The organism is Variovorax sp. 10N420, assembly GCF_056394705.1.
Map to the genome: position 1 here is coordinate 87,904 of NZ_JBFTIJ010000013.1, position 26,950 is coordinate 114,853.

A 26,950-nucleotide genomic window follows, 5' to 3' on the forward strand; every position below is an offset into this window, starting at 1 on the left:
GGGTGCCAGAGCAATCAAGCCGCTTTTTCGGCGATGAAGGCGCGTGCGGTGGCAAACGCCTCCGTGAAGCTCAGCACCGCCGGCGCCTCGGCCTCATGCATCTGCACCAGTAGCCGTTGTTGCGTCTGGTATTTCACGTTGCCGATCGCCAGTGCACCGATGCCCACGGCCGAGGTGCCGGACAGCGGCTTGGCGTTGTCCATCGCAGCGACGCCGGCAATGCCCTCGGGCGGCACGGCGTTCACATCGGCTGCGACCTTGAGTTGCTTCGCGAAGGTCAACATCTCGGCCGAAACGACCTGGACACCTGACGGTGCGCAGGCAAGCAGCACGTCGGCATCGACGATCGATGCGCGCACAGCAGCCTGATCGCCGCCGGCCACGCCCCGCAGGCTGACCCCGAAACGCTTGCCGGTCTCGCCCGCGACTGCTTCGGCCGCATCAGTGCCACCGCGACTGGACAGGAAGACCTGCGCGCCCGTTTGCGCCGCGATCACACCGGCAATGCGGCCCACGGGCCCCGTGCCGCCGAGGATCACCACGCGCCGGCCATCCAGGCCTTGGGCATGCTGGCCGGAGAGCGCGGCCTCGACGCAGGCCACCATCGCCGCCGCGGTCGTGAAGGCGCCGCTGGGGTCGGCCATCAGCGACACGACGAAGGGCTTGAACATGGATGCCTTTGCGCGATCGAGCATGTCGGCGGCCTGGAGTGCGTCGCGCCCGCCGATGAAGATGCCGGTTCGCAGCAAGCCCTTCGGACTGCGCGAGAAGATCGTGTCCTGCGTGAGCCCGGCAATGCCGTCGGTTTCGACCCCGCAGTACGGCACGACGATCTGGTAGCCCGCGTCGGCCGCCATGTTGATGTCGAACGGACTCATCTGCCGGCCCGGTGTGAACATGTGGAGGATGTAGGGACGTTCCATGTAGACGACTCTGCGTTGAGTTCAGGGCTCGGGCACTTCGAGGCGCCGATCGAGCAGTGCGGCCCCGCTGTTGCGGCCGGACACGATGCGCAGCGTCAGCGACGGCGCGATGAGGTTGGCGGCCAGCATGGCATCGAGCGCTGTTTGCGCGCGCGCCTGCGACGGCAGGATTGCGAAGCCGGTCGGGCCCCAGGAACTCTGGCCGATCGCAGCGACGTGCTCGGCCTGCAATGCCCATCCGAGCAGGCGTCCCACCGCTTCGCTTGCGAAGATGCGGCCGCCCTGCGCGGGCGCGAAGTGTTCGCCCAGCACCTGCTGGACGTGCAGGACGCCTTGCGCGAACGACGCGAAGTCGGCGGTTGCGGCTCCCGGCAGTACGCGCATCAGCACCTGGTGGCATAGGTCGGCGGCGAGCGCTCGGGGCAATGGCGGCAAGCCGGCGATCCGTTCTCTTTCTTCATCACCCGACAAGCCCTTCTGTGCGCTGTCCTGGACGATCAGCACTCGCCAGGCTTCGGGCAGCGGGATGCGCGACAACACGGGCGCGGGCGCGCCGTTCGCACTTGGGCCGCCGTCGACGATCAGCCCGCCATGGTCGAATCCTGCAATACCGATGCCCGAGCGGAGCCCACGCCCGAGCCATTGCGCCAAGGTCGCTGTGGGAACGCCAAGGCTGTGCCAGAGCGCGAACGCCCTGCCGATCGCCAACGCCAACTGCGTGCCGGAACCGAACCCCGCATGGGCGGGCAAGACCTGCACGATCCGCAGATGCAGCGGTTCGGCGCGCCCACTGTGGGTTCGCAGAAGGCTCAGGCACGCGGCCGCGCGCTCTGTCTCGGCATGCTCCGCCGGTCCTCTGGCCGTGATCTGGTCGGAGGCCGACGCGCTGATCTCGACCTCCGTTTCGAAGCCGTTGATCATCAGGCCGACGCTGCCAAAACGACGGCCCAGTGACGCGGCAGGGTCGAGAAAGCCCAGATGCAAACGCCCAGGCGCGCGCAGGGCGACGAACTCTGGGCGGCCGACAAAGCCCTCTTCGGGAAAGTTTCGGGGGCGATCCATCGCGCTTGAGGGGTATTGAAGGTCAATGGTTGTTCAGGGCTTGCAAAGCAAGCTCCGTTCCGCTGGCCCTTCTCCCGAGGGCGCGTGCCGGCATGTATCGAGTTGAGGACACTGTGTCACCACGCAATGTCCTTGCGCGCCGGGTCAGTCGTACTTCAGGTACTTGAAGCGCGGGTCGTCGGGCGTGCCTTCGAGCGCCGCGCCTTCCGCGGCGCCGGGTTGCCACATCACGACGTCCTCGATCTTTCTGGCGAGTTCGAAGTCCTTCTCGGTGATGCCCTTGGCCGCGTGGTTCATGAGCTTCACCGTGACGAAGGCGTACGACACCGTGAGATCCGGGTGGTGCCAGGCGGCCTCCGCCAAGTGGCCTACCGTGTTGACAACCATCAGCGTTGCCTTCCAGCCGCTGGTCTTGAACTTGCGACGAATCCATCCATCCTCGAAGTACCACTTCGGCAGCTCCTCCGCGAGCCGCGCGACGGTTTCTTCGGGCGTGAACACGTCGGAAGCAGACTTCTTGCGCCATTGGGTCATGTCGGTCTCTTTCAAAGTGATGCTCATTGAATGCTATGACGCCGAGGACTGCAGCGTGCGTCGACCATCGGATAGCCGCGACGGCGAGAGAGGAGTCTGAATGAACAGTGTCGAGCGTTTCGCAAACGCCAGCGTGACCACGCTGCTGGCTGTGCTCGGGGTCCTGAATGCCTCGGCGGCTGACCTTTCCGTCGATCAAGTCAGGGCCGCGCTCGCGAGCGCATCGCCAGCCGCGGTGGCCGACCTGTCGGGCAAGGACCTGTCCGACCTCGACCTGAGCAAGCTCGACTTTCGATATGCCAACTTGCGAGGCACCAGCTTCTTCGGCAGCAAGCTCGTTCAGTCGGACTTCCGCGGCGCAGCATTGGAAGGCGCCAACCTGAACGGCGCGTGGCTGATGGGCACGGATTTCACCGGCGCCAACCTGACGCGCGCGAGCCTGCTTTCGGTCGTCATCCTGGGTGGCGAGGTCAAGAAGATGCCCATCTTCAAGGGCGCCAACATGACCGGGGTACGGATGATCGCGGACCTGCCGGGGGCCGACCTCTCCGGAGCCAACTTCAGCAATGCCGTCGTCGGTGTCAATATCAAGAACCAGGGAATGGGACAGATGCGGACCGATCTGGCCAGCGCCAACCTGGCCGGCGCCACGCTGGCTGGTGCCGACTTCAACCGGTCGTTGATGACTTTCTGCAATCTCACGGACGGCAATCTGCGCGGCGCGAACTTCTTTCGCGTCAAGCTTGGAGGCGCCGACCTCACAGGCGCCGACGTGACCGGGGCCGACTTCACAGAGGCCGATCTGGACGGCACGGTCTTTCGCGGCGTCAAGGGTTTCGCCGAAGCCAAGGGCCTTGACCGCGCAGCTAACCTCGAGAAGATCGTTCGTTGAGCATCCTGCGCGATAACAATTCAAACGCCGAGGAGACACCATGTCCGGCAACGCACGCGCGTTTGTTTTCTCGTCAGCGCCTGTGGCCACGGCGGTCCTGCTGCTGTGCCACGGCCTGACGGCCCACGCACAGGACGAGACCAGCGCTGAGCCCGCACCGGCCGTCCGGGCCGTGCCCGATCTGCCCACCATCAACGTCATCGCAGTCACGCCGCTGCCCGGCATCGACGTGCCGCGCGACCAGATACCGTCGAATGTGCAGACCGCGACGGACGCAGACATGGAGCGCTTCCATTCGCTCGACCTCTCGAACTTTCTCAACCGCGCGATCGGCGGCGTGACCGTCAACGAGACCCAGGGCAACGCCTTCCAGCCCGACATCAACTACCGCGGATTCACGGCGTCTCCCCTGCTGGGCACTCCTCAAGGACTCTCGGTGTTCCTCGATGGCGTGCGGCTGAACCAGCCCTTCGGCGACGTCGTCAGTTGGGATCTGTTTTCACGCACGGCCATCGCGTCGATTGCGCTGATGCCGGGCAGCAATCCTTTGTTCGGCCTCAACACCCTGGGCGGCGCCCTGTCGATCCAGACCAAGGACGGCATCCACTATCCCGGCACGTCGGTCCAGGTGCTGGGCGGCTCATACGGCCGCGCGGCCGCGGAGTTCGAGACCGGCGGCTACAACGCCGACAACGGCATGCACTGGTACGTCACCGGCAACCGGTTCACCGAAGATGGCTGGCGCACCGCATCGTCTTCCGACCTGAGCCAGTTGTTCACCAAGGTCGGACGGAAGACACGCGACGGCGACGTGTCGCTGACGCTGGCGCTCGCCGACAACGACCTCACCGGCAACGGCGTGCAGGAACAGGGCGCGCTGCAGCGTGACTGGGGCAGTGTCCGCTCCATCCCCGACAACACGCGAAACCGGTCCGCCTTTCTCAACCTGGCCACGGTGCAGGCCTTGAGCGATTCGCTCACCTTCTCGGGCAACGCCTACTACCGCAACATCAACGCCAAGACCTTCAACGGCGACGTCAATGGCGATTCCTTCAGCCAGTCGGTCTACCAACCCAGCGCGGCCGAGCAGGCGGCACTGGCGGCCGCCGGTTACACGGGATTCCCGACCAGCGGGGAGAACTCGTCGAACACGCCCTTTCCCAAGTGGCGCTGCATCGCGAACGCGCTGCTGAACGCAGCGCCGAACGAGCAGTGCAACGGCCTGGTCAACCAGACGGAAGCGCGCCAGACCAACTATGGCCTCGCGGGCCAGTTGTCGGCGCAGGCGCAGACCGGCCAGGTCGGGCATCAATTCGTCGTCGGCGCTGCCTACGACGCCAGCCGCGTGACCTTCACGCAAGGCACGCAGTTCGGCTACCTCAATCCCGATCGCACCATCACGCCGGTGTTCGGCCCCGGCGCCTTCGCCGACGGCAGCCAAGACTCCGAGAACGCGTTCGACGCGCGGGTCCATCTATCGAGCCGATCGAGCACTGGCAGCATCTATGCCACCGATACGATGGAGCTCAACACGCGGACGCACCTGACGCTGTCCGGACGCTACAACCACACCTCGCTGACGAATGTCGACGGCATCACGCCTGGAGGAGGACCTGGTTCGCTGGACGGCTCATACACCTTCGCACGCTTCAATCCTGCCGCCGGGCTGACCTTCGCGGCGAACGAGGTGGTCACCCTCTATGCAGGTGCAAACCAGGGCAGCCGGGCGCCCACGGCGATCGAGCTGGGTTGCGCCGACCCGGCGAGCCCCTGCAAGCTGCCGAATTCCTTTGCGGGTGACCCGCCGCTCAAGCAGGTCGTCACCACCACCTTCGAGGCCGGCCTGCGCGGCACAGTGGTCGGCACCGTGGCCTGGAACCTCGGAGTGTTCCGCTCCGACAACCGCGACGACATCCTTTTCGTTTCGGACAACTCGAGCGGCTTTGGCTACTTCAAGAACTTCGGCAAGACACGGCGTCAAGGGGTCGAGATGGGTCTGCAGGTCAAACCCGCCGCCAGCTGGACCTTCGGCGGCAATCTGAGCCTGCTGGATGCAACCTACCAAAGCCTGGAGACGATCGACGGCTCGGGCAACAGCAGCAATTCCTCCGCCGCCGCCGGCTTCCCCGGCACCGAGGGGACCATCCAGATCAGGCCCGGCAATCGCATCCCGCAGCTGCCGCTGCGCAGCCTGAAGCTCTTCGCGGACTGGGAGCCTGACGCGCACTGGCGTATCGGCGCCGACATGAACGCGGTGAGCGGCACGACCCTGCGCGGCAACGAGAACGGCCTGGACTCGCCCGACGGAATCTATTACACCGGCTCGGGGCGCAATGGGGGATACGCAGTGTTCAACCTCGGCGTCGACTACAAGCCCAAGCCGGGACTGAAGTTCTTCGTCCAGGTCAGCAACCTGTTCGATCGCAAGTACACGACCGGCGGCCAGCTTGGAATCAACGGCTTCACCACGAACGGCAGCTATATCGCGCAAGCGCTTCCGGCGAACGCGAATGGCGATTTCCCAGTCAGTCGCGCAACTCTCCTGTCGCCGGGCGCGCCGCGCACTGCGTGGGTCGGATTGCGCTACAGCTTCGGAACCTGAGCGGAGCGTTTTAGTGGAAGGTGGTCGCGGTCTACTCCGGGCACATCGTGCGCTTGCTCAGGTAGCGCGTAGACGAATAGAGCAGCAACGAGCGGCCGCTTTGGGCCCGATAGCGGAAGTACCCGGGCTCATCGTCGAACGTCGGGTCACCAGCGCTATTCGGACGCCCATTACCTGCTCTTGGGGAAGCTGCGTAGAGCAAATTGCCTTTGCATGAGGACGTGATCAAGGCCGGTGTCGCACCCGGTTCTTTAGGGCTGGCCAAGTAGCTTCGTGGCGGAACTCGTCAGTAGCTTCTCGCTGATCACCTACTTCTAGCATGCAAGCCATCGCGAGTCATTAAACTCAGGCTCCAGTCTCGCCTTCGCCGCGGGGTGGTTCTATTAACCCTCCGCGCCAGCTCGCCTTGAACCGGCATGACGACCTCTCATCTCAAGCGCCTGAAACTCATCCTCGTTTCCACGTGGACTCTTTGCGTAAGCTGGTGGGCACCCTCAAATCGATTTGCTCGCAATCAAACCACTGACCCTGAGTGCGCGAGCGTGCAATGAGGCCTCGCGTGACCATCCTAGATCGATCTCGATTTCGTAAGCGGCGCGCTACGGAACGCAGCGCTCTCGCGCAACATATCGACAGCGTTGATGTGTCCGGCGGCGAGGGCGTCGAACCCATCGAGACTCCCTATTTCCGGCGCAAGTTGCGCATCCTCGACGAGGCTTCGGAACGCGAGATCCTAGACTCGAACCTGTTGGGCCTCGAGCGATCCGTAGTCGTTCTCGGCGAGCCAGGTATGGGCAAAAGCGAGCTCATTGGCGAGCTTGGTCGAGCTGGCGGCGTGGCGCCAGTGTCGGCTCCGAGATTCATGCTGAGCAAGAGTCCGGGGAGCTATGTGACCTCAGGGTGCCCGTTGCTGATCGATGGCTTGGACGAAGCGATCGCGCGTGACGAGAACGACGCGCTAGACCGGGTTCTCGCTCAGCTTGAAGATGCTGGCTGCCCTAGGTTCGTCCTCTCGTGCCGCTCTCGGGAGTGGCAATCGCGTTCGCTCCGCAGCTTCAAGGAGATCTACGGGGCCGAGCCGCTTGTGGTCTCGATCGAGGAATTCACGCGCGAGGAGGCCCGCGCGTTCTGGTCGTCGCGCAGATTCACGAGCTCCGTCGACCCCGTCTTGGACGGGTTGGACGAGCAAGGCCTCTCGGACCTCTACCGAAATCCGTTGACCCTGAGCCTGCTCGGCCGCGTCGCCGACAGCGGGAAGTCGCGGCCTGCCACACGAGCCGAGCTCTTCGGACACGTCTGCGAGCTGATTTGGCGTGAGGAGAACGACGCTGGCCAAAACACGCAATTGGCACAGATCGGTCAAGAGCAGGCCCTGTCGTCGGCTGGCGCGTGCATGGCGGCGATGATCTTCGGCGGCGTCGATGCAATCAGGCTGGGCGGAATCGCGGAACGTCAGGAGGGTGAGGTTTGGATCGGCGACTTGGAGAATTTGCCCGGCGGCGCCGACGCGCGCTCCGTCGTCGCTTCCAAGCTTTTTAAAAGTGTCGGGGTGGGCCGCGCCGCGCCCATTCACCGCGTCATCGCGGAATTTCTGGGCGCTCGGTGGCTTGCCGCTCAGGCGACGACCAGCCTCAGCAGGCGTCGACTTCTCGCCCAATCTCACGGCGGCGGTGCGGTTCCGTCGAGCTTGCGAGGTCTGCATGCCTGGCTCGCGTTCCATAGTCCCTACCTCTCGGCGCGCGTCATCGCGGCCGACCCCTTCGGCTTGCTTCGCTACGGAGAGACGGCCGTTCTCGACGCAGCTCAGGCCGCAGCCCTGCTCAACGCCCTAGAGCGCTTAGCGCGCGCGGACCCATATTTCCGCGCGCAAGACTGGGACGCCCGCTCGGCGAAAGGACTTGCCCAGGCTTCTCTCGCGCCTCGGATTGACGCGATCCTGGCCGACGCGGGATCGAACTTCCATCTTCGAACCTTGCTGCTAGAAGCGATCAAGGACACGCCGCTCGCCTTGTCCCTTTCAGCCATCCTCGAGAAACTCGTCCTCGATGACGCGCGCTACTACGGCGAACGCGAGGAGGCCTTGATAGCGGTGTTTGCGCACCGCAGTCGGCCATTCTGGCAGACTGCCGCGCAGGCGCTGGTGGACCAAGCCAGCGAAGACTCCGCGCGTCTAGCCGGCCGACTCATTGAGATGCTCGGCTACGACGTGGCCGACGATCTCCTCGCGTCGACGCTGCTGGCAGAGATCGGCCTGCAGGTGTCGCAGTTCCCTCGCGCGAGCGAACGTCAACCCATCAGGTTCCGTCGGTTCGAAACGCTCGTCTCTGAGCTGACCCCGTCGCGCTCGAAGACGCTGCTCCGCGGCATCTCTTCGCGTGTTCCGCCGAGGGCGACCGAAGACCACGACTCCCGGCGCGACCTATCCGAGATCCTCGCGCTGCTGCTCTTGCGAGCGCTGCGAGGCGGCGCTATCGAGCTCAGGGACGCGCCGTCCGTTTGGGCTTGGCTCGGTCAGATCAACGAGCAGTCCTCCGCCGACAGGGAAACTCTGGAGCAAATCCGTGACGCGTTCGATGGGCGCGACGAGTTGCGACACCCTATCCAGCGATACGGGATGCGGACCGCCCTCAAATCGAAAACGCTGTGGCAAGCAGACCACCATATGCACTTGCGAGGCATTGGCCTTGCCCGCAATGCGGAGGACGTGGCCTACTTCCTGCGCGAGGTGGCTGCGAAGCGATCGCGCTCGCGGCGCGCGAGGTCCGATTGGAGCGACCTTGTCTCGCTAGGCGTCAGGACCGGAAGGGACAACCGGGAAGTGCTGGCGGCGGCTCGGACCTTCCCCGCTTTCCGGCTCAAAGAACGCGCGGCCATCCGCCGCGCCACGCATCCGTCAAAGCCTCCGTGGAAGATTCGACAGGAGGCGGAAGACGCAGCCCGGCGCGCGCGCGACGAGGCGGCCCATCAACAAGCGATTGCCGAGTTCACAGCGATCGTTCCGAAGATCAAGGCGGGCGACCTTGACGCGACGTGCAATCCCGCGAAGTTTTACCTGGGAGTTCTGATCGCCGCGCGAACCCAAGAGAAGATGCCGCCAGAGGAGCGGATAGTCGCAGTCTTCAACGAGCAACTCGCAAAAGAGTTTGCCGCCGGCTTCGAGGCGACGCTTCACAAGTCGGATCTGCCAACCCTGCAGCAAATCGCGGACAGCCACGTGCAGGGCAAGATTTGGCACGTCGCCTACCCGCTTGTTGCCGGCTTGCTCCGAAGACATCGCATCGGCCAAGGGTTCTCGGGAGTATCCACCGACACGCTGAAGAAGGCGCTTCTCATCTGCATGCAGCAGCGTGGACTTTCCAGAGACGACGACAACGATCATCTGCGCGTCGCACTCGAACAGGCCGCCGCACGGCAACTCGCCGACAAGCGCGCTCTGCTGCGCTCTTGGATCGAGCCGTATTTCAATGCCCGCCTCTCGCCGCATCATGAGCTAGGGGTGATCGAGCGCATGCCGTTGTGGAACGACGCCATGGCATCGCTCGCGCGCGAATGGCTTCTCGGTTACCCGGAGATGCTGGTGGACGCCGAAATGGACCTTGTGGACGCGCTGTCTCGCACGGGGGGGGTTTGCACGATCGTCGAGGTGGCCAAGGCTCGCGACGCGGGCATCTACCGGGACGACGACCAAGCGCTCGCTTGGCTGGCGATCGACGTCGCGTATCGGTTCGAAGAGGTCCGTCCCGAGTTGGCGAACGTCGGCCGCGACCATCCTCAATTCCTGTGGCATTTGCGCGACCGACTGCAGACGAAGCGGCGAGGCCCTCTTGTCGACGCCGGCCTCGGGGTCTTCGCTTGGATCGTTTCCGAGTTCCGGAGCGCATTTCCCCACACCACCATCTCAGGTCCCAGCAGTGGCGACAAGAACGCGTTTGACGCGACGGACTTTCTTGTTGGCTTGGCCTCCGCAATCGCCGGCAACACGTCGGATCAGGCCGCCCAGCTCATGGCCAAGCTCGTAGCGATGCCGAGCGACACCTACTCCGATGCGTTCCGGCACTTCGCCGCCGAGCAGTCGCAGAAGCGAGCCGAAGAGAGCTTCGCGCCGCTCCTACCAGCCGAGCTCTCCGCGATTTTGACCTCCGGCGCGCCATCCAACATTGATGACCTGCGATCGGTGGTCGGGGAGGAGCTGGCCGAAGCGCAGAAGGTCTTGTTGGCCGACGACCTTGACCAAGTTCGAGATTTTTGGACCGATCAGAACATCCCTCGCGACGAGAACCGCTGTCGCGACCGTCTTGCGGCTCTCATCCAAGGCCCGCTTTTCGACTCCTATGGCGTCAGTCGCATGACCGAGGCGGACATGCCTCAATCGAAACGGGCCGACCTCGCTTTCGCGCGCGGCCCCAAGCAGCTGCCGATGGAGGTCAAGGGCCAATGGCATCCCGACGTTTGGGATGCGGCCAATTCGCAATTAGCGGCGCAATACCTGATCGATTGGCGCTCGGAGGGTCGTGGAATTTATTGCGTCCTGTGGTTCGGCGACGTGCCCTCCGCCACGGGCCGGCGATTGAAACCGGCCCCCTTCGGTGTCGCGCCCCCGTTGTCGCCCGAGCAAATGCGTGAGTCGATCATTGCTCTCATCCCGGAGGGGCGCCGACCCTTCATCGACGTGTTCGTCCTTGATCTGTCGTCGGGTAAGAAGTGAATGGCGCGGGGATTCGCTGCGGCTACGGCAGATCACTTCGATCGCAAGTAGTCGATCGCCAACCGTCACTCGGTCCGCCATGGTCGAGCGACAGTGGACGAAGGTGCGCCCGTCGCTCGAGGTTACGTTCTCCGAACGACCGGTGATTGCCATAGCTGCCGTTCAGGCCCTCGATCTCGAGTGACTGGGTCCAGTCTTACTCGGGCATCCATTCGGTGTCGACTCGCACCTTCTCAGGGCCAAATGCGCGGCATGAGCAACATCGCTTCCATCTCAAAGTCTGAGATCTCTCGCGTAGCGCGCAAGCAGAAAATGGAACTTCCTGCCGCAGCGGCTGATTATCACAATTAGAGCGGCCTGCGCTCGACCGCTCCGTTGAACGCGCCGCCACGTCCAAACTTCACAAACTTCAGCTCTCAAGCAATTCGGCCGGGAGAGCGCTTGCTTGACCGCTGTCTCAATCACACCAGCGACCTGATGGTGATCGCACCTTCTTGACCGCCGCCGCACTGACCGACCATGCTGCTGTCAGCGGCCCAGGGGATTTGAGGTTTCGGCAGTTGTAACCGACCAGTGATCGGATGGAATTTCCCGACAGATGTTGATTAACCGTGACAGACCTCAATACTTCCCAACATACCAGTGGGAAGATGGCAAGCTGACCCACAGTGCCTCGCCATACCCGAGCGGCGACATCGATGAAGCTGACAAGGACTTCATCTGCGACGCGTCCAACAGCTATCTCGCAAAGAGCCTGATCGGGCTCATGCTCCCCAAGCTCCTCGACGGACCAGTCTTCGAGCCGCGTAGTAACTAGCGCATTCCGGTGCCCCTGGCGGGTGCCGGCGCCGGCTGCTTCACCTTGAAGCTGGTCACCAGCGGCGGCACGCCGGCGCCGCGGATAACGGCGCCACGGATCTGCGCAGCAAGCCACGTGTACAGCAGCGCGTAGTGGAAGTGGTCGTCGCCGTTCGAGGGCTTCATCCACAGCGAGATCTTGCCGTCCTCGGTCACCTTCTGCGCGCGCTTGGAGGCGATCAGCTGCGCCTTGATGTCCGGCGCGTCCGGCGTCTTCTTGATGAGGATGTTGCCGCTGCGAATCCCCTCGAGCAGCACGTCCAGCGCCGCGTGCTTGTTGACCGAGACCTGGCGCAGGGCGGTCTTGCCCTCTTTCTCGTTCTCCTCGCGGCTCGTCGTGTCGTAGACGTTCAGGCCCTTGCGTGTCACGAAGTACGCGGCGAAGAGGTTGCGGTCGGTCTCCTGCAGGTGCAGCAGCGTCTCCACGTAGGGCTGGGCGTCAAGCACCTTGGCGGTCACGCGGTACTGGCGCGCCAGCTCCGGGTAGCGGCGGCGGAAGTCGCCGATCGGGATCTGCTCGGTGTGCACGATGATCATCTGGCCTTCGGTCGTCACTCCGGCAACGAAGAGGCGGCAGATGAGACCCATGTCCGAGCCGATCACGTGGGTCGTCAAAGGGCTCGACTCCATCTCGACGAGCATGCGGTCGACGTCGTCGGGGGTCAGACCCGAGTCGGCGTCCTCGGCCGGCAGGCCCAGGTTGAAGTTCACGAAGTCGGCCCAGCGCGCGTAGCTGGTGCTCGCGCGCACGAGGTACGGGATCTCGATGATGTTCGGCGCGTCGAAGGGCTGCACCTGATAGCCGGCGGCCAGGTGCTTCTCCAGCGAGTTCTCCACCACCCACTCGCGGTTCTCGGGCTGCAGGCTGGGCATCTTGCCGCAGTGCGGGCACAGCAGCACCGCCTCCTGATAGCGCACGTGCGCGAGCTTGGCCTTGGTGAGCTTGCTCAGGTCGTCGTAGCCGGGGATCTTGACGTGCGCCAGGTAGTCCGGGCAGAAGCGGTGGCCGCAGTGGTGGCACTTGACGAAGTTCCAGTGCCGGCGCGAGTCGCGGAAGGCAAGGTCGATCGGGCCGCCTGGAACGCTCGGCGTCGAGAGAAAGGTCTGGATCTTGTGCTGCGAGTGGGTGAGGCGCGACTGGAACTGGCCCGCGATCTCCTGATTGGCGAAGTCGTACTCGTCGTAAATGACGGCGTCCGCTGCCACCGAGATCGCCGCGGTGTCGCTCGAAGCGCCGCGGAAGTAGAGGAACCCGCCGGCGCCCAGCTGCTTGACCTCGGCCGAATCCGAGCCGTCGCCGCTCTTCACCGCCTGCCGCAGGAAAGGCGACCCCGTGATGATCGGGTTCAGGCGCGTCTTCACGTACATCTGCGCGAAGCTCAGCGCGTACCACCTCCTACGGGCGTGCGTGCCTGAAGGTTTCGCCATTGATCGCCAGCTCCGGCTGGACAGTAAAGAAGAACGCGGCGCCCTTGCCTACTCTGCCCTTGGCCCAGATGCGCCCGCCGTGGCGTTCGATGATCCGCTGAGCGGCCGTGAGGCCGATGCCCTGTCCCTCAAACTCCGCTGAAGTCGGAAGTCGATGGAATGGCTTGAAGATCCACTTCGCGTCACCCGGATCAAAACCGGGGCCGTTGTCGCGCACGAAGAAGATCGTTTCGGTCAGTCCCGCCCGCGCCCCGACCTCGATGATGGCCGCCTGCGTGAGCGCCGTGAACTTCCATGCGTTGCCAATGAGGTTGGACAGCACCACCTTTAGGAGTCTGGCATCTGCCGTCGCGTACATCTGCTCCTGAACGCGAACGTCGACCAAGCGGGTCGGATTTGCGGCCCGCAGCGACCGCACGATTTCATGTGCCATCAACGTCACGTCGAGATCCTGCCGCTTGACGGCGGCCTTTCGCGCAAGCCCCAGGGCTCCCACGTCTTGTGCGAGTCCTTCCATCTTGATCGCGGACGCAAGGACATCCTCGCACGCGTCCTCGCCCAACGCCGCCACCTTCTCGGGGTGAGCTTGCAGGATGTTGCGCAGCTGACCGAGCGGGGTCGAAAATTTTTGCGACAGCGAGATGGAAAAGTCTTCTATCTGATCAATTTCCTGGCGCAGTTCGCTTTCCTTCCTTCCGAAGCCTTCCTCCACAGCGCGCAACTGGCGGCTATCTCTCTGGTAAACAAACCAGCCTGCATAGCACAGAGCAGCAAACAAGCTCAGGCACGACGCCGTCCAGGTCACACGTTCTTGGGCGAAGTCACGCCATGGTGCAACTACTTGATCTAGAGGAAAGCCAACACGCATCACGACATCAACGCCTTCGAGTTTTCGGTAGCTGAGGATCCGCGTAACACCATCAAGTTCGCTCGTGGATTCGTATGAGCCGTCCTCGTGGATCGGACTACGGTGCACCCCAATGACTCCTTCGATGAAGGGGTGACGGAAAATGACCTCCCCATTGCGCGAAAGGATCGAAAAGCTGGCCTCCCGCAAATTTCCCAGCTTCTCGTAAAGGTCTCGCATGTAAGAGAGGTTGATCGCCACGCCGACCACGCCCAACATCTTTCCGTCGCTCGACGCAATGACGCGGGAAATGGGCAGAACCCAACCACCGGTCATCTCCGAATACTTGGCATGGTCGATATGAATTCCAAGATCCATCGGATGGCTGAGGTGATAGGCGACGACTGGGCGGCCTCGCACCGACTGACCTTCCCGAGTTTTTGACATGCCAACGCTCGCCATGACTGTCCCGGTCGAATCGATCACGAACATCGCTTGCGTGCCGACAGAGTCACCGGCTGCGCGCTTTAGTTCCGCGCTCACCTCCGAGGCTGCGAGACCGCGCGGCCCCCCGTGCGCTTCCATCGAGATCGAGACGGCGTTCAGGCTGGAAATGGCGCTGCGCGTGACCGCGGAGAATTGCTCCGCAAGGCCGAGTGTCTCTTGCTGTGTCCCTCGGCGCGCGTTCTCAAGCGCCGCATTACGCATGGGCAGCGTCGACCACCAGGCGGCAAAGGTGACAAGAACGATGGCAGCGAGGACGGCCAGCCCCGAGAGAATGCGGAGTGCTACCGAGCGGGACAACATGCCATCGAGGTGAAACTAGAGTGCCGTGATACTAGCTGACGGCGCCGGCAGATTGATTTCCCCCGCGCGAGCGCGGACCACTTGCGCTTGCCGGGCCGGGTCAGAGCGGGCCAATGTACTCGCCGCGCGCCGGGTAGTCGTTCTTCACGACGAAGTCCAGGGCCTGGATCATCTCGCCGAAGGGGGGCCGCACGAACGGCATCGACTGGACGGAAAGATAGTAGACAGTACGATCGGGCCGAATCAGGAATACGCCGGGTTCCGAGAAGAGCGGAGGTTCCTCGATGCCGATGGATGTCCTCCCGCGGGACTCGGAGATGTACAGGCCCCAGTCGCGCGCCACCGCCAGTGGCAGACCGTACCCGACGCGGAGCTGCGACGCCCGGATCTTGTGCGACATTTCCCTCGCACGCGCTTCGCCGTCGGAGCTGATGGCGATCGTACTCACGCCGCGCTCCTCGAAGGCCGGCGTCAGCCGCTCCAGTTCCTTAAGGTAGTTCGTGCAGATGGGGCAGTGCAGGCCACGATAGAAGCAGACGAGCGTCATGCTCCGAGGCTCTTCCCGGGCAAGATCGAAAGAACCGTGGGCGACGGTGTCGACGATGAGTTGCGGTGCGGCTTGGCGTGGAACGAGCATGGCACAGGGCCTGGTCAAGTGGAAGTGGATGGGATTGTTTCGCGCCAAGCATTCCCGGCGGTCCGGATTTCGTGTCGGCGAGTCCAGTTCCTTCGCCGAGCCCCCGTCACTTGTCGAGCCGCCCTGGTCCACATACTCGTAGAAGGCAGGCGCCGGAACACCGTGCGGCTGGCGATGTGTCCAGGAGTCCGGTTCAAGCATCCGATCGTCGCGCCGTGGTCCATGAGCGGCGCATGCCGAGTGTTCTCGCGGAGGTACGCGCTACATTGAGCGCTGGTACTCGGACGACGGGAGTCACCGCTTGCAGCCTGAGCAATGGGACCCGGTAGTCATTGGGTCCAGCCGAGCCGGGCCCGCCCTTCGGCTGGTACGCGACAAAGAACGCATTTCTTCGGGTAACGACCTTGCCACGTTCGTCCACTTCCGCGCCTGGGCCGGCCGCTTCGGGCAACTTCCTCCGGCAGGCGATTGACCGCGACATCGCGAGTCGCACTTATGCGTCTCGCCGCTGGGCAGGCAGTCCTGGAGAGGCCCGCCATCACGCCGGCGGCCCGCCGGACTGGGCCCGGATTCGCACCCGGTTCCCGCCGGAGCCCAACGGCTACCTGCACATCGGGCATGCCAAGAGCATCAACGTGAATTTCGGCCTGGCGCGAGACTACCAAGGCGCCTGTCACCTGCGCTTCGACGACACGAATCCCGAGAAGGAAGAGCTCGAGTTCGTCGAGGGCATCAAGGATGTCGTGCGATGGCTCGGTTTTGATTGGGAGGCAGGCGGCACCCGGCACCTCTACCAGGCCAGCGACTACTTCGATTTCATGTATCGCGCTGCCGAATACCTGATCGAGGCGGGGCTCGCGTACGTCGATGAACAGGATGCGGAGCAGCTGCGCATCCATCGTGGCGATTTCGCCCGTCCGGGTGTTGACAGCCCGTACCGGGAGCGCAGCCCCGCGGAAAGCCTGCACCGCTTCCGCGAGATGCGCGACGGAAAGCTACCGGAGGGAGCGGCGATCCTGCGAGCCAGGATCGACATGGCGAGCGCCAACATCAACCTGCGGGACCCCGCCCTCTACCGTATCAAGTACGCGCACCATCACAACACCGGCGACAAGTGGTGCATCTACCCGATGTACGCCTTCGCGCATCCTATTGAAGACGCGCTGGAGAACATCACCCACAGCATCGCCACGCTGGAATTCGAGGATCAGCGGCCGTTCTACGACTGGCTGCTGTCCCATCTGGCGCAGGGCGGCCTCATCAACACGCCGCCGCCGCGCCAATACGAGTTCGCCCGGCTGAACCTGACCTACGTGGTGACCAGCAAGCGCAAGCTCAAGCAGCTGGTCGACGAAGGTCACGTGGCAGGCTGGGATGATCCCCGGATGCCCACGATCGTGGGTTTGCGACGCCGCGGCTACACACCGGGCGCGCTCCAGCTCTTCGCGGAACGCATCGGCGTGAGCAAGGAGCAAAGTTGGATCGACTACTCCGTCCTCGAAGGTGCCTTGCGGGACGACCTGGAGCCCACGGCCGCTCGCGCCATGGCAGTGTTGGACCCCGTTCGCCTGGTCGTTACCAACTGGGACGAGGTCATGGGCGCGGGTCATCTGGAATCCTGCTCGGCATCGATCCATCCCAAGGCACCGGAGCGCGGCGAACGCACGTTCTCCTTCGGGCGCGAGTTGTGGGTGGAGCGCGCTGATTACGCCGAGTCACCGAGTCCCGGCTTCCATCGCCTGTTTCCCGGCAATGTCGTGCGGCTGAAGTCCGGGTACGTCGTGCGATGCACCGGTGCGGTGAGAATGGCCGACGGAGCGCTGGCCGAGATCCACGCAGAGGTACTACCGGAGACCAAAAGCGGCACGCCGGGTGCGGCCGCCATCAAGGTCAAGGGAACCATCACCTGGGTGAGCGTCGCCGATGGCGTAGAGGCGGAAGTGCGCCTGTATGACCGACTCTTCGCTGTTCCGCGACCCGACGCCGGGCACCGCGGCTTCCTGGCCGAACTCCATCCCGCCAGTGTCCGGCGCGTCACGGCGTACGTCGAGCCGTTGCTTCGCCAGGCGACGCGCGAAGAGCGTTTCCAGTTCGAGCGCATCGGCTACTTCGTAGCGGACAGGGAGGACCATGCGCCGGGTCAGGGCAAGCTGGTCTTCAACAGGATCACGACTCTGAGGGAGACGTTCGCCGGCTAGGGAGCAGGCGGGGTCCGGCGTCCACGGTGGTGTCGGTGTGCGGATTGCGTGCGCCGAGGACCGTAAACACGGTGGCGGCAATGGCGAGTCCGCCGTACCCGAGGGCGATCTGCGGCAGCGAGAAGGTGTTGGACAGCCGGCCCGAGATGAGGCTGGGAAAGGCAGCGGCACCATAGCAGAGCAAATAGATCGTGCTGAAGATCGGCGCGCGCTCCGCCACGGGGCTGCCTTGCAGCAGGCCTCGGGTAGCCGCGCTGATGGCGATGCCTTGCCCGGCGCCCGCAACAACGGTTGCGATGATGAACAACGTCAATGTGCCAGCCGCGATGGCCGCGATGACGCCCGTCAATCCGGCCAGGAAGGTGATCATGCCGATGCGCTGGGCGGCCGCAGATGTAAACCGGCCGCCGAGGGGAGCGCCGAGAACACTGGGGGTCATGTAGGCGGCGAACACGAGTCCGAGGATGAGCGGACTGCGGGTGTGGAGTTGGTCTTCCACCAGGGCAGGCACGAACGCCTGGTAGAAGGCCCCGGTCGCCCAGGTGGCGAGGAAAACGGCTGCCGCCACGGCGAGCAGGTGCCTCACTCGGGACGGTACGCGAACCCGCGGTAGAAGCGATCGCCATGCGCCCGGCGTCGGGGCTGCCGTTTCCGGGCTGATGGCGATGAGAACAGCAGACAGCAGGAGAAGGCAGACGCAAACCAGGTAGATCAGGTCGCGTGGCCAGGGGCCTAACTGGACGAGCGCGCCGGAGCCGATGGCGCCGACGGCGAGGCCAAGCATCGGCCCCTGGCTCGAGGCAACAGTGGCCAGCCATTCGGGCTTGCTCGGAGCGGCGTCGACGATGTAGGCGCTCAGGCTGCTGCTGGCCAAACCGGTCCCCATGCCCACCAGGAACCGGCCAGCCAGCAGGGTGCCGACGTCGTGCACCTCCAGCAAGACCAGGCAGCCAAGCAGGATCACGCCGAGACTGGCCATCGCAGTGCGCCGGCGACCCACGTGATTGGACAGTCGTCCCAGGACCAGCAGCGCGGCGATGGTTCCGATGGCATACACGACGACAGCCATCGAAATGCCCGCGTTGGTGAACCCGTCCTCGGCTCGGTAGATGTTGTACAGCGGGATCGGAGCGGCCACCGCGGCAAAGGAGACCACGAGGGAAAGCGCCGCGGAAAAGAATGCCAGCCGGAGCATTCCGCGCCAGTGAGCCGGGTTGGTGTCTCGTGCCACCGTCCCGGCGACTTCACCGGCCATCGACGAGGAGCGCAAACTCGCTTGTCCTTCCGGAGCCATCACGGGCGGACGCGGATGATCGTCTTCCCCGGGCGTCGCATGGTTGGACTGAAGGCCGCGACGGCATCGTCGAGGGACGCGACGGTGCCGATGTTCGTCCGCAGTCGCCCATCCCGCACACGCTGCACGATCTCATGCAGTTGGGCGCGATCGGACTCGACGACGAAGTCGATCGCCACACCGTCGGCGGGTCTCACCTCCGACGGCCCTACGATGGACACCAGCGTCCCTCCGGCCCGAAGCAGGCGCGCCGACCGCTTCCCGATCTCGCCGCCAATCAGGTCGAACACCAGGTCGACTCGGCCCACGTCTTCCAGCGCCTCGCTGTCGAGGTCGACAAACTCGTTGGCTCCGAAATCGAGCGCAGCCTGGCGGTCGGCGGCGCGTCCGGTGCCGATGACGTAAGCACCGAACTCGCGCGCGAGTTGCGTCACCATCGATCCGACCGCGCCTGCTGCACCATGCGCAATGACACTCTGCCCCGAACGAAGGCGGCCGTGCTCGTGCAGGCCCTGCCACGCAGTCAGGCCGGAAATCGGCAGGCTCGCGCCGACGGTGAAGTCGACGTCGCCCGGCAGCGGTGCGAGGTTGCGTGCCTCGACGGCCACGAACTCCGCGAGGGTGCCGTCGCGGTACCAGTCCGTGAGGCCCAACACACGCTGCCCGACCGACAGACCCGTCGTGCCGTAACCGAGGGATGTGACCACTCCGGCCAACTCGTGCCCGGGGATCGTCGGCGTCCGGTCGCGGCCGATGCGGTCGGCCCAGGTCGAAGGCCAACTCAGTTCGGTGTTGACGAATCCCGACGCATGCACCTGAACGACGACGTCGTTGATCGATGCCTGCGGCTCGGGCCGCTCCGCCAGTTTCATTCCGGCCATTCCCACGGCCTGGTCCGAGACTGTGATTGCCTTCATGGTCTACCTTTCATGTTGCGTGTTCGCCTGCACCGCAGGCAACCCATCTGTTGAGCTCCCTAGCGCTCCGCCTTCGTCGCAGGAAGCACCCAATCCGGCCGGATGTAATGGCAGGTGTAGCCGTTCGGCCTGCGCTCCAGATAGTCTTGATGTTCCGGCTCTGCTTCCCAGAAATCACCCGCCGGCACCACCTCAGTCACGATCTTTCCAGGCCACAGGCCGGTCGCATCCACTTCGGCGATGGTTTCGTGCGCGATGCGCTTCTGCTCCTCGCTGGTGTAGAAGATGGCAGACCGGTAGCTCGTGCCGGTGTCGTTACCCTGCCGGTTCCGGGTCGAGGGATCGTGAACCTGGAAGAAGAACTCCAGCAGATCGCGAAACCCAAGTCTTTTGGGATCGAAGATGACTTCGATGGCTTCGGCGTGTGTGCCATGGTTGCGGTACGTGGCGTTGGCGACGTCCCCGCCTGAATACCCCACCCGAGTTGTTATGACGCCGTCACGGCGCCGGAACAGCTGCTGCATCCCCCAGAAGCAGCCGCCGGCAAGAATCGCGCGTTCCGTGGTCATGGCGTCTCCTCTTCGCTGCAAAACTTGATCATGATTAACCTTTACTGGCCGCATCTTCGGACCCTCGACGATCCACAAGTTCGGGGTCGCCATTCTCCTGCGCCAGGGAGAATTCTCCGCCACGCCATCAGCCTCCGCATCCGGCAAACGTGTCAACCCGTCCTCGAGTGATATCGAAACTTCGGCGCGATCGCGTGGAGGCGCAGATCGAGTGCTCCGGAGTCCGGAAAACGTTGCAACGCGTCTCCGGCATCTAGGCCGGCCGGTCCTCGGTCGCTACGATGGGACTCTGCTCACTCGCGCAGTCAGACCAAAGAAGGAGCTCCCCCGTGGCAACCAGAGGCTTTACCGGCCGTCGCGTCGATCCCGAAACCGCTGCACGCTTGCCGCCGGGACAGCACGCGACTCAGGACTTTCCGGTTCTGTCGGCGACCCCGACACCGCAGATCGATCTGGGCGACTGGAGGTTCACGCTGAAGCAGGGCTCCAGGCCGATCGCCAGCTGGTCATGGCTGGAATTCAGCCAGCTGCCTCGCACCACTTGGACAGGCGACATCCACTGCGTCACCTCATGGTCGAAGTTCGATATGGCCTGGGAGGGGGTGTCCATCGACCATCTCTTGAAGGAGGCGGGTGTCGGGGAGCTGACATCATTCGTTCTGGCCGAGTGCTACGGCGGCTACACGACCAACGTTCCCACTGCGGATCTGGTGGGCGGGAAGGCGATGGTGGCGACCGTGTACGGAGGGCGCCCCCTGTCTGTGCAGCACGGAGGCCCTTCGCGCCTGCTGGTTCCGCACCTGTATTTCTGGAAGAGCGCCAAGTGGTGCAATGGCTTGAAATTCACCGAGCGTGACGAAGCAGGATTCTGGGAACTGCGCGGCTATCACATGCGGGGCGATCCGTGGAAAGAGCAACGGTACTCCGGTGACCGTTAGCCCGACGACTCGCCTGCACTGGTCGCCGGCGACGGTTCGGGCGAAGCGCCTTGCCACCCCTGACGCCGTCAGCCTGCTGCTGGAGAACACCATCGGCGAATACGTGGCAGGCCAACACGTGGACATCCGTCTCGTCGCCGAAGACGGGTACGAGGCGCGGCGCAGCTACTCGATCGCGTCCGCTCCCGGCAGTTCGGCGCTGGAGTTCCTGGTCGAGCGCCTGCCCGGCGGAGAGGTGTCCCCGTTCATCGCGGACGAACTCCAGCCTGGCGACACGCTCGAGATTCGCGGCCCTGTCGGCGGACATTTCACGTGGACGCCTTCGGATCGCCAGCCCATCGCCCTCATCGCGGGCGGCTCGGGCATCGCACCGCTGATGTCGATGGTCCGGCATCGGTCTGCAGCGCCGGACCCGGCAGCTCCGGCGCTGCTCCTGTACAGCGCCAGGAAGTGGTCGCACATCGCGTTCGCGGCGGAACTGGAGAGCCTGGCGGCGAGCGACTCGAGCTTCTCCTTTGTCGCAACGACGACCAGAGAGCCGGCGCGGCGGCCCGGCGACTTCGGCCGACGCATCGACATGGAAATGCTGGCCGCGGTGCTTGACTCCAGGAGCGACCGCCAGGAACTGGCGTGCTTCATCTGCGGGGCCACCGAATTCGTGGAAACGGCGGCCACTGCCCTCGTGCGGCTGGGGGTACCAGCGGAGGCAGTAAAGACGGAGCGATACGGAGGCGCCTGATCCAGCCTCAGGCAACCGCCCGGATCTTCCAGTCGCGCCCGCGGAATGCGACGACATCGCCAGCGGCCGCGCCTGCGAGAGCCTTGTAGATGGGCGCGTCCGTGGAAATTCCCATGTACGTCACGCCGTCGCACTCGAATGCCTGGCTCGCAACGCCTATGACGTACCAACGGCCGTCGACCTGGACGGCAGCGCCCTCCTCCACGCGCGACTTCGGCCCGAAGTCGATGGACTGCAGGCGTTTCAGCGCGGCCTCGTAGGTTCGCGTCGGCCCCTCGAAGTACTCCGCCAGTTCGGCATTGCCGAATTCCTGCGATGCCTGGTCCTGGTCAACGGGTTCCGTGCGATCGCGCCTCGCCGCGGCGAGGTAGGCCGCATAAGCGTCGCGCGACTGCCGCAATTGCGCCTCCTGGAGGTTCCTGATGGTCGTCTGAAGGGAAGTCTTGCTCAACATGGTCTGCTTTCGATAGGTGCGGGCGCTCAGGTTTCCGCCAGGACGATGGCTCCGTCGGAGACGTACCGGCAGAAATTCGCAAACGGCATGGCCGCCTCCTCTCGCCAGTTGCCATCCGACCACGTAAACACGGCGTCACCTGAGGAGAATGTGATCTCGACCGAGCCCTTCCGGATCTCCAGGAGCGGACCTTCTCCCAGGCGAAACTCCACGCGTCCCAAGATGTTCGCCGTCACGGAGGAGGGCGTTTCCGTACTGAGCTTGAAGAACGAGTTCAGCTCCTTGCCGCTTGCGGGCTTGCCAAAGTCGAAGCGGCCGTTTTCGGCGATCGACCGCGCGGCGCGCATGAAACCACCCCAAGCGCTGCGCGCGAGCGCCGCTCCTACGCTGATGCGCCGCACGCCGAGAGATGCAATCTCGTCGAAGGTCAAGGCCGTGTCTGGCCCGACGAGCACGTTCAATGGCTTGGGGTGCACGGCATTCACGAGCGCCGCGATGTCCTCGCGCCTCGTGATTCCGGGGGCGTAGAGGACGTCGGCGCCTGCTTCGGCATAGGCCCGCACGCGCAGGATGGTGTCCTCCAGGTTGGGGTTCCCGACCGAGAAGTTCTCCGCGCGTCCGATCAAAAGCGGTGCATCGGGCCCGTGCTCGTCGAGCACGGCACGCGCCGCCCGCAGCCGTGCGACAGAGGAGCCGATGTCCCGCACGGGATTCGAAGGAATGCCGCTGGCGTCCTCGAGCGAGATGCCAGCGACCCCGGTGTCTACGGCCTTGCGAAGGTTGTCGGCGAGTCCGGCTGCACTTTGCGCGAAGCCAGATTCGAAGTCGGCGTTGACGGGGATGGCCGTCGCATCGACGATGTCCTGCAGGTGCTCGAGCACATCGTCCAGAGACAGATTCCCGTCCGCGCGTGCTCGTGACCAGGCTGCGCCTGCACTGGTGGTTCCCAAGGCCTTGAACCCCAAAGCCTGCAGGTAGCGTGCACTGCCCCGGTCCCAGGGATTCGGCATGACGAAGCATCCGGACTGATGCAGTTCACGAAAGGCGCGGCGACGTTGGGCAATGTCGGCGGGTTGGGATGACATGGAATTGCTCCTGAATAGCTCTCTGCGGAAGACGAAGGCGCCAATGCTCCCCAGCGGCAAGGTCTGGCCCCCGCCCTGGGCGCGATCGCGTGAAGGGCGACCGAGTCGGTTATCGGGAAGCGAAGATGCATTCTCTGCCGTCATCGCTTAACGGCATCGGTCGGCGAACTCGTGGACGCAAGGTAGTGAATCACCGCCTGGCGATCGGCCGCCGAAGCGAGGGAAAACGCCATCGCAGTACCCGGAGCGACCGATTGCGGGTCCCGCAACCACATCTCCAGGCGCCGCGCATCCCAGCGTCCGTTCACGCGCTTGAGGGCGCCCGAGTACGTGTAGCCGGCAACAGAGGCCACCTCGCGGCCCACGACGCCGCGCAGCATCGGGCCCACGCGGCTCGCGTCGAGTGAATGACAGGCTGCGCACCTGCTTTCGAACAGCGTCGCGCCCGCGCTTGCGCTTTCGACGACCTGCGCCGCCACGGACAGCGGCAGTGCGCCAAGGACGGCCAGGAGCGCCATCGTGCCGGCCACCGGCAAGGGACTGGTTCGCATGCGGTTCAGCCGAACAGGTAGGCCCGGGGGCGGATCTCCAGCCCCTGCGCGTTGTTCAGGGTCGCCCAGTGCACTGCTTCGTCGGCCGCGAGGCTGCTGAAAAGCTGCGCCAGCTTGGGGTCGCGCAGCGCCGCGACTTGGCCGACATAGGCGCTCGCCGCTCCCTGCTCGAGCTTGGTCGCGAGAGCCACCACATCGCCCTCGGTCTTGAGCGATCCCAGGTTGAGCGACTCCACGTAATGGCCGTCCGCCTGCGGCTGGACCGGCGTGCCCCCCGCCTTGGCAATGAGCGCGGCCAGCGAGTCCCGGTGCTGCTCGTGGTGCCCCATGAACACCTTCGCGATCTTGAGGGTGCCGGGCTTGAGCAGGCCGCTGCCGCCAGCGAGCCGATATGCGGCGATGCCTTCGTGTTCCAGTGCGAGGGCCGTCTGCATGACCGACACGTCCCTGGATGCGTCGTTCGACTTGCGCCCGGCCGCCATCGCGGGAGTGGATGCGGCAATGAGACCCAGGCCCGCCAGGCCGAGGAATGCCCGGCGCGGCTCCTGCGCGATCGGCTGGTTCAGGGGTGAAGACATAGCTGGCGTTCCTTCGGTGAATTGAAAGTTTCCGTGGTGCTCGGGTCCGCAGTTCCCATGACTGCGTCCACTCGGTTTCGCGCGTGCGCCAATGTCGCACCCGCCTGCCGATTCACTCTAGCGGTCATCTCACGCCAAGGACCGGAAGAAGGCGTTGAAACGGATGCGGTGGTGCATTTGCAGGACTTCAGGACACGGACTCGCCGCTGCGAATTGCGCCGAGCGTGTTTCCGCGCCGGAACTCAGCGATTTCGTACCATCCGGGTTCGGGACGCGTTTCTTCACAGCGTCACCTGGAGCCTGAGCTTGCACGAACATCCTGTCCTACGCGCTTCTCCCGCTGATCTCGAGAGCCTTCTCGGAACTCTGGAGGTGAACTTTGTGGCCCTCACCGAGTGCTTGGTCAGCATGGGATACAGCCTGGAATTGGGCGGCGTGAACGCGCCGGGAATCCACTACAACCTGGTCGGCAACGGTCGGGCCGTGGTGGATAACGGGGACCCCATCCCATTGATGCCGCACACGCTGATCGTCGTTCCGCCGAAGTCACTGTTCCGCATAGAGGTTGAAGGGACCAACGGCTTTTCCGGCTTGCTGTCGATCAACGGTCGAGTGCAAAACAGGTCACCGGACGCAATCCGGAAGGTCACGGCAGGAAATGGCGACCCTTCGCTGGTTCTTGTCTGCGGTTACTTTCACGCCACCTATGGCGCGTGCACGGACCTCTTCGGCGGGTTGACGGAACCGATCTTCGAGCAGTTCAGTGCCGAAGATCAGGTGGATGTCAAACTGCAAGCAGCGATCAACGAGCTCGTCGCGCAGGAGATCGGAAGCGGCGCCATGAGTGCCGCCTTGTTGAAGCAGGTCATCGTCCTGCTCTTGCGCAGGTCACTTGTTTCGATGAACGCATGGGTGGAGCGCTTCTCGGTCATCAGTGATCCCCTGGTTGCGCGCGCCTTCGCCGCGATGGCCATGCGCCCGGGGGACGACCACTCGCTCCACAGCCTTGCCCATCTGGCTTGTCTCAGTCGCTCTGCCTTCGTGGCCCGATTCACGGACACCATCGGAAAGCCGCCGATGCAGGTCCTTCGGGCGCTGCGATTGCGGCAGGCGATGTCCCAGCTCAAGGCGAGCGGCTTGCCAATCGAAGCAGTCGCCCGCAACGCGGGTTATGCCAGTCGCAGCAGCTTCGTCAAGGCGTTTCGAAGGAGTTATGGGATCGAACCGTCCGAGGTGCGTCGCATCGATCCCGCCTAGGGATGATGCCTCCCGAGCGCCTTTTGCACTCCATTCTGCGAGACCACGTCGAGCTCCTTGCCGGTGGCGATGCCGGCGACGTACTCGCTGAACGACTCGATCACGTCGTCGACACCACGCACCACTTCCAGCCTGGCCTCTTCGACGTCCTCGCCGTTGCCCAGGCCCGCGCCGAACTTGCGTGCCTTCGCTTGCCATGAAACTACGCGCTTGTTGTGCTCTTCCGGAAGCCGTGTCGAACCTAGAGCAGTTTGCTCAGTGGCACGCGAACCAATGAGAATCGACTTCAAAGCTGTCTGCGTGGTTGAGATTCAACGGCGAAAAGTAAGGCGCAATCTGAGCGACACGGCAGAGGAACTGCGCCTCCTGTACGAGGCGGAACTGAGCCGCGGCCAGCCTGAAGTCGCCACGAGAAAGATGTTCAATGAAATCTTCGACCGACTGTCTGCTGGCTTTGCGCACGGCCTTGTGAAGTCGCTCCACAGCGCAGGCCTCGAAGGTGCGGCGAATGCTGCGCCGTCCTGGAACACTTCACCGGGCCTCATGTGCACGCCAGCGTTGCGACGCAAGCATTTCGGCGCACATCGCTCGATCCGACCCAGAGGCGCAAGGCAAGAACCAGTGATTTTGGAGATGTATGTCACTGCCTCTATCTTCCCTACGTCGATGTTTTCCGCGCAGATGGCTTCGCGGCTGTGGCCATCAGGGATGCCGACATGCCAGTTCGTACTAAGGTGGTCCCAAGCTTCTTGGAGTTGCAGGACGTGATCCGACTCGCGCTTTCTGAATGAAATGGCGAGGACGGCCGAATTCCTCAATCATCAAACAAGGAGTGGACCACGAAGAGCTGCGGCGACGCTCGGCTTGCCCGCTACTCGGAACGAAGCGGTCTCAAAGCCTGGCTGGATCGAAGGACCGCAACCAGTTGCGGATTCAACCGGTCGATGCAACCCACTGATGACTGCCGTAGGCAGAAGGAGTGTTGCAGATGGCTTACCGGACGCGAACCTACTACACGGACAGCCAGAAGGCATTGATGTGGGAGCGATGGAGGCAGGGATGGACCCTGCATCAG

At 64.1% G+C, this 26,950-nt stretch carries 21 protein-coding genes and 1 pseudogene; 8 read left to right on the top strand and 14 right to left on the bottom strand.

Going from position 1 to position 26,950, the window contains the following annotated elements:
* Positions 1-14: 14 nt before the first annotated feature.
* From AC1DEK_RS25565 to AC1DEK_RS25575, 3 genes are all read right to left on the bottom strand, one after another.
* A complete protein-coding gene (locus AC1DEK_RS25565; RefSeq protein ID WP_478128110.1) occupies positions 15-923 on the bottom strand; it encodes an NAD(P)-dependent methylenetetrahydromethanopterin dehydrogenase in 909 nt (302 codons plus the stop codon).
* Between the two features lie 21 nt (positions 924-944).
* The gene (locus tag AC1DEK_RS25570; RefSeq protein WP_478128111.1) at positions 945-1,985 is read right to left on the bottom strand and encodes a beta-ribofuranosylaminobenzene 5'-phosphate synthase family protein; all 1,041 of its coding nucleotides are present in this window, start codon (positions 1,983-1,985) and stop codon (positions 945-947) included.
* Positions 1,986-2,129: 144 nt separating this feature from the next.
* The gene (locus tag AC1DEK_RS25575; RefSeq protein WP_478128112.1) at positions 2,130-2,519 is read right to left on the bottom strand and encodes a 4a-hydroxytetrahydrobiopterin dehydratase; all 390 of its coding nucleotides are present in this window, start codon (positions 2,517-2,519) and stop codon (positions 2,130-2,132) included.
* A 100-nt stretch (positions 2,520-2,619) separates the two neighbouring features.
* Between AC1DEK_RS25575 and AC1DEK_RS25580 the strand changes: the two genes are divergently transcribed.
* The 4 genes from AC1DEK_RS25580 (at position 2,620) to AC1DEK_RS25595 (ending at position 11,535) form a co-directional block, all read left to right on the top strand.
* Positions 2,620-3,411, top strand: a complete 792-nt coding sequence (locus AC1DEK_RS25580; protein WP_478128113.1) for a pentapeptide repeat-containing protein — start codon at positions 2,620-2,622, stop codon at positions 3,409-3,411.
* Between the two features lie 40 nt (positions 3,412-3,451).
* The gene (locus AC1DEK_RS25585) at positions 3,452-6,013 is read left to right on the top strand and encodes a TonB-dependent receptor (RefSeq protein ID WP_478128114.1); all 2,562 of its coding nucleotides are present in this window, start codon (positions 3,452-3,454) and stop codon (positions 6,011-6,013) included.
* Positions 6,014-7,229: 1,216 nt separating this feature from the next.
* On the top strand, positions 7,230-10,718 hold the full coding sequence (locus AC1DEK_RS25590; RefSeq protein WP_478128115.1) for an NACHT domain-containing protein: 3,489 nt from the start codon (positions 7,230-7,232) through the stop codon (positions 10,716-10,718).
* Between the two features lie 598 nt (positions 10,719-11,316).
* On the top strand, positions 11,317-11,535 hold the full coding sequence (locus AC1DEK_RS25595; RefSeq protein WP_478128116.1) for a hypothetical protein: 219 nt from the start codon (positions 11,317-11,319) through the stop codon (positions 11,533-11,535).
* Here the strand turns inward: AC1DEK_RS25595 and AC1DEK_RS25600 are convergent.
* The 3 genes from AC1DEK_RS25600 to AC1DEK_RS25610 all read right to left on the bottom strand — a co-directional run bounded on the left by AC1DEK_RS25600 (position 11,532) and on the right by AC1DEK_RS25610 (position 15,295).
* Complete coding sequence (locus tag AC1DEK_RS25600) at positions 11,532-13,004, bottom strand: phage terminase large subunit family protein (protein WP_478128117.1); 1,473 nt, start codon at positions 13,002-13,004, stop codon at positions 11,532-11,534. The genes AC1DEK_RS25595 and AC1DEK_RS25600 overlap by 4 nt on opposite strands.
* The gene (locus AC1DEK_RS25605) at positions 12,973-14,658 is read right to left on the bottom strand and encodes an ATP-binding protein (protein WP_478128118.1); all 1,686 of its coding nucleotides are present in this window, start codon (positions 14,656-14,658) and stop codon (positions 12,973-12,975) included. Before AC1DEK_RS25605 ends, AC1DEK_RS25600 begins: the two co-directional genes overlap by 32 nt.
* Positions 14,659-14,758: 100 nt before the next feature.
* Positions 14,759-15,295: a peroxiredoxin-like family protein gene (locus AC1DEK_RS25610; protein ID WP_478128119.1), complete on the bottom strand. Its 537-nt coding sequence runs from the start codon at positions 15,293-15,295 to the stop codon at positions 14,759-14,761.
* A 404-nt stretch (positions 15,296-15,699) separates the two neighbouring features.
* On the opposite strand from AC1DEK_RS25610, the gene AC1DEK_RS25615 reads away from it, so the two are divergent.
* Positions 15,700-17,493, top strand: coding sequence for a glutamine--tRNA ligase/YqeY domain fusion protein (locus AC1DEK_RS25615; protein ID WP_478128120.1), 1,794 nt, complete (start codon positions 15,700-15,702; stop codon positions 17,491-17,493).
* Here AC1DEK_RS25615 and AC1DEK_RS25620 read toward each other — a convergent pair.
* From AC1DEK_RS25620 to msrA, 3 genes are read right to left on the bottom strand one after another with little or no spacing between them, the layout of a single operon-like run.
* Positions 17,462-18,763, bottom strand: coding sequence for an MFS transporter (locus tag AC1DEK_RS25620; protein WP_478128121.1), 1,302 nt, complete (start codon positions 18,761-18,763; stop codon positions 17,462-17,464). The genes AC1DEK_RS25615 and AC1DEK_RS25620 overlap by 32 nt on opposite strands.
* Before the next feature lie 23 nt (positions 18,764-18,786).
* On the bottom strand, positions 18,787-19,704 hold the full coding sequence (locus AC1DEK_RS25625) for an NADP-dependent oxidoreductase (RefSeq protein ID WP_478128122.1): 918 nt from the start codon (positions 19,702-19,704) through the stop codon (positions 18,787-18,789).
* 59 nt (positions 19,705-19,763) lie between these two features.
* Entirely contained in the window at positions 19,764-20,273 is a 510-nt protein-coding gene (gene msrA / locus AC1DEK_RS25630; RefSeq protein ID WP_478128123.1) for a peptide-methionine (S)-S-oxide reductase MsrA, read from the bottom strand.
* A 329-nt stretch (positions 20,274-20,602) separates the two neighbouring features.
* Here msrA and AC1DEK_RS25635 point away from each other — a divergent pair, with 329 nt between their 5' ends.
* Entirely contained in the window at positions 20,603-21,211 is a 609-nt protein-coding gene (locus AC1DEK_RS25635; RefSeq protein WP_478128124.1) for a sulfite oxidase-like oxidoreductase, read from the top strand.
* Positions 21,201-21,950: an FAD-binding oxidoreductase gene (locus AC1DEK_RS25640; protein ID WP_478128125.1), complete on the top strand. Its 750-nt coding sequence runs from the start codon at positions 21,201-21,203 to the stop codon at positions 21,948-21,950. Before AC1DEK_RS25635 ends, AC1DEK_RS25640 begins: the two co-directional genes overlap by 11 nt.
* A 7-nt stretch (positions 21,951-21,957) precedes the next feature.
* On the opposite strand, the gene AC1DEK_RS25645 is transcribed toward AC1DEK_RS25640, so the two are convergent.
* The 4 genes and pseudogenes from AC1DEK_RS25645 to AC1DEK_RS25660 all read right to left on the bottom strand — a co-directional run bounded on the left by AC1DEK_RS25645 (position 21,958) and on the right by AC1DEK_RS25660 (position 24,618).
* Complete coding sequence (locus AC1DEK_RS25645; protein ID WP_478128126.1) at positions 21,958-22,404, bottom strand: hypothetical protein; 447 nt, start codon at positions 22,402-22,404, stop codon at positions 21,958-21,960.
* Positions 22,405-22,664: 260 nt separating this feature from the next.
* Positions 22,665-23,489: pseudogene (locus tag AC1DEK_RS25650) on the bottom strand (isocitrate lyase/PEP mutase family protein); the annotation flags it as partial.
* 140 nt (positions 23,490-23,629) lie between these two features.
* Positions 23,630-24,040: a c-type cytochrome gene (locus tag AC1DEK_RS25655; protein ID WP_478128127.1), complete on the bottom strand. Its 411-nt coding sequence runs from the start codon at positions 24,038-24,040 to the stop codon at positions 23,630-23,632.
* A 5-nt stretch (positions 24,041-24,045) separates the two neighbouring features.
* A complete protein-coding gene (locus AC1DEK_RS25660; RefSeq protein ID WP_478128128.1) occupies positions 24,046-24,618 on the bottom strand; it encodes a ferritin-like domain-containing protein in 573 nt (190 codons plus the stop codon).
* A 372-nt stretch (positions 24,619-24,990) separates the two neighbouring features.
* Between AC1DEK_RS25660 and AC1DEK_RS25665 the strand changes: the two genes are divergently transcribed.
* Positions 24,991-25,875 (top strand): AraC family transcriptional regulator, encoded by an 885-nt coding sequence (locus AC1DEK_RS25665; protein WP_478128129.1) that lies wholly within the window; start codon positions 24,991-24,993, stop codon positions 25,873-25,875.
* Here AC1DEK_RS25665 and AC1DEK_RS25670 read toward each other — a convergent pair.
* The gene (locus tag AC1DEK_RS25670; RefSeq protein ID WP_478128130.1) at positions 25,872-26,165 is read right to left on the bottom strand and encodes a hypothetical protein; all 294 of its coding nucleotides are present in this window, start codon (positions 26,163-26,165) and stop codon (positions 25,872-25,874) included. The two genes, AC1DEK_RS25665 and AC1DEK_RS25670, sit on opposite strands and share 4 nt — an antisense overlap.
* Positions 26,166-26,950 lie beyond the last annotated feature (785 nt).

What these genes read in the sequence shown, in the direction of transcription:
- AC1DEK_RS25600 (WP_478128117.1), bottom strand. Translation starts at nt 13,004, where the DNA reads ATGGCGAAACCTTCAGGCACGCACGCCCGTAGGAGGTGGTACGCGCTG.
- AC1DEK_RS25575 (WP_478128112.1), bottom strand. Translation starts at nt 2,519, where the DNA reads ATGACCCAATGGCGCAAGAAGTCTGCTTCCGACGTGTTCACGCCCGAA.
- AC1DEK_RS25625 (WP_478128122.1), bottom strand. Translation starts at nt 19,704, where the DNA reads ATGAAGGCAATCACAGTCTCGGACCAGGCCGTGGGAATGGCCGGAATG.
- AC1DEK_RS25570 (WP_478128111.1), bottom strand. Translation starts at nt 1,985, where the DNA reads ATGGATCGCCCCCGAAACTTTCCCGAAGAGGGCTTTGTCGGCCGCCCA.
- AC1DEK_RS25660 (WP_478128128.1), bottom strand. Translation starts at nt 24,618, where the DNA reads ATGTCTTCACCCCTGAACCAGCCGATCGCGCAGGAGCCGCGCCGGGCA.
- AC1DEK_RS25585 (WP_478128114.1), top strand. Translation starts at nt 3,452, where the DNA reads ATGTCCGGCAACGCACGCGCGTTTGTTTTCTCGTCAGCGCCTGTGGCC.
- msrA (WP_478128123.1), bottom strand. Translation starts at nt 20,273, where the DNA reads ATGACCACGGAACGCGCGATTCTTGCCGGCGGCTGCTTCTGGGGGATG.
- AC1DEK_RS25595 (WP_478128116.1), top strand. Translation starts at nt 11,317, where the DNA reads ATGTTGATTAACCGTGACAGACCTCAATACTTCCCAACATACCAGTGG.
- AC1DEK_RS25580 (WP_478128113.1), top strand. Translation starts at nt 2,620, where the DNA reads ATGAACAGTGTCGAGCGTTTCGCAAACGCCAGCGTGACCACGCTGCTG.
- AC1DEK_RS25645 (WP_478128126.1), bottom strand. Translation starts at nt 22,404, where the DNA reads ATGTTGAGCAAGACTTCCCTTCAGACGACCATCAGGAACCTCCAGGAG.
- AC1DEK_RS25565 (WP_478128110.1), bottom strand. Translation starts at nt 923, where the DNA reads ATGGAACGTCCCTACATCCTCCACATGTTCACACCGGGCCGGCAGATG.
- AC1DEK_RS25655 (WP_478128127.1), bottom strand. Translation starts at nt 24,040, where the DNA reads ATGCGAACCAGTCCCTTGCCGGTGGCCGGCACGATGGCGCTCCTGGCC.
- AC1DEK_RS25605 (WP_478128118.1), bottom strand. Translation starts at nt 14,658, where the DNA reads ATGTTGTCCCGCTCGGTAGCACTCCGCATTCTCTCGGGGCTGGCCGTC.
- AC1DEK_RS25610 (WP_478128119.1), bottom strand. Translation starts at nt 15,295, where the DNA reads ATGCTCGTTCCACGCCAAGCCGCACCGCAACTCATCGTCGACACCGTC.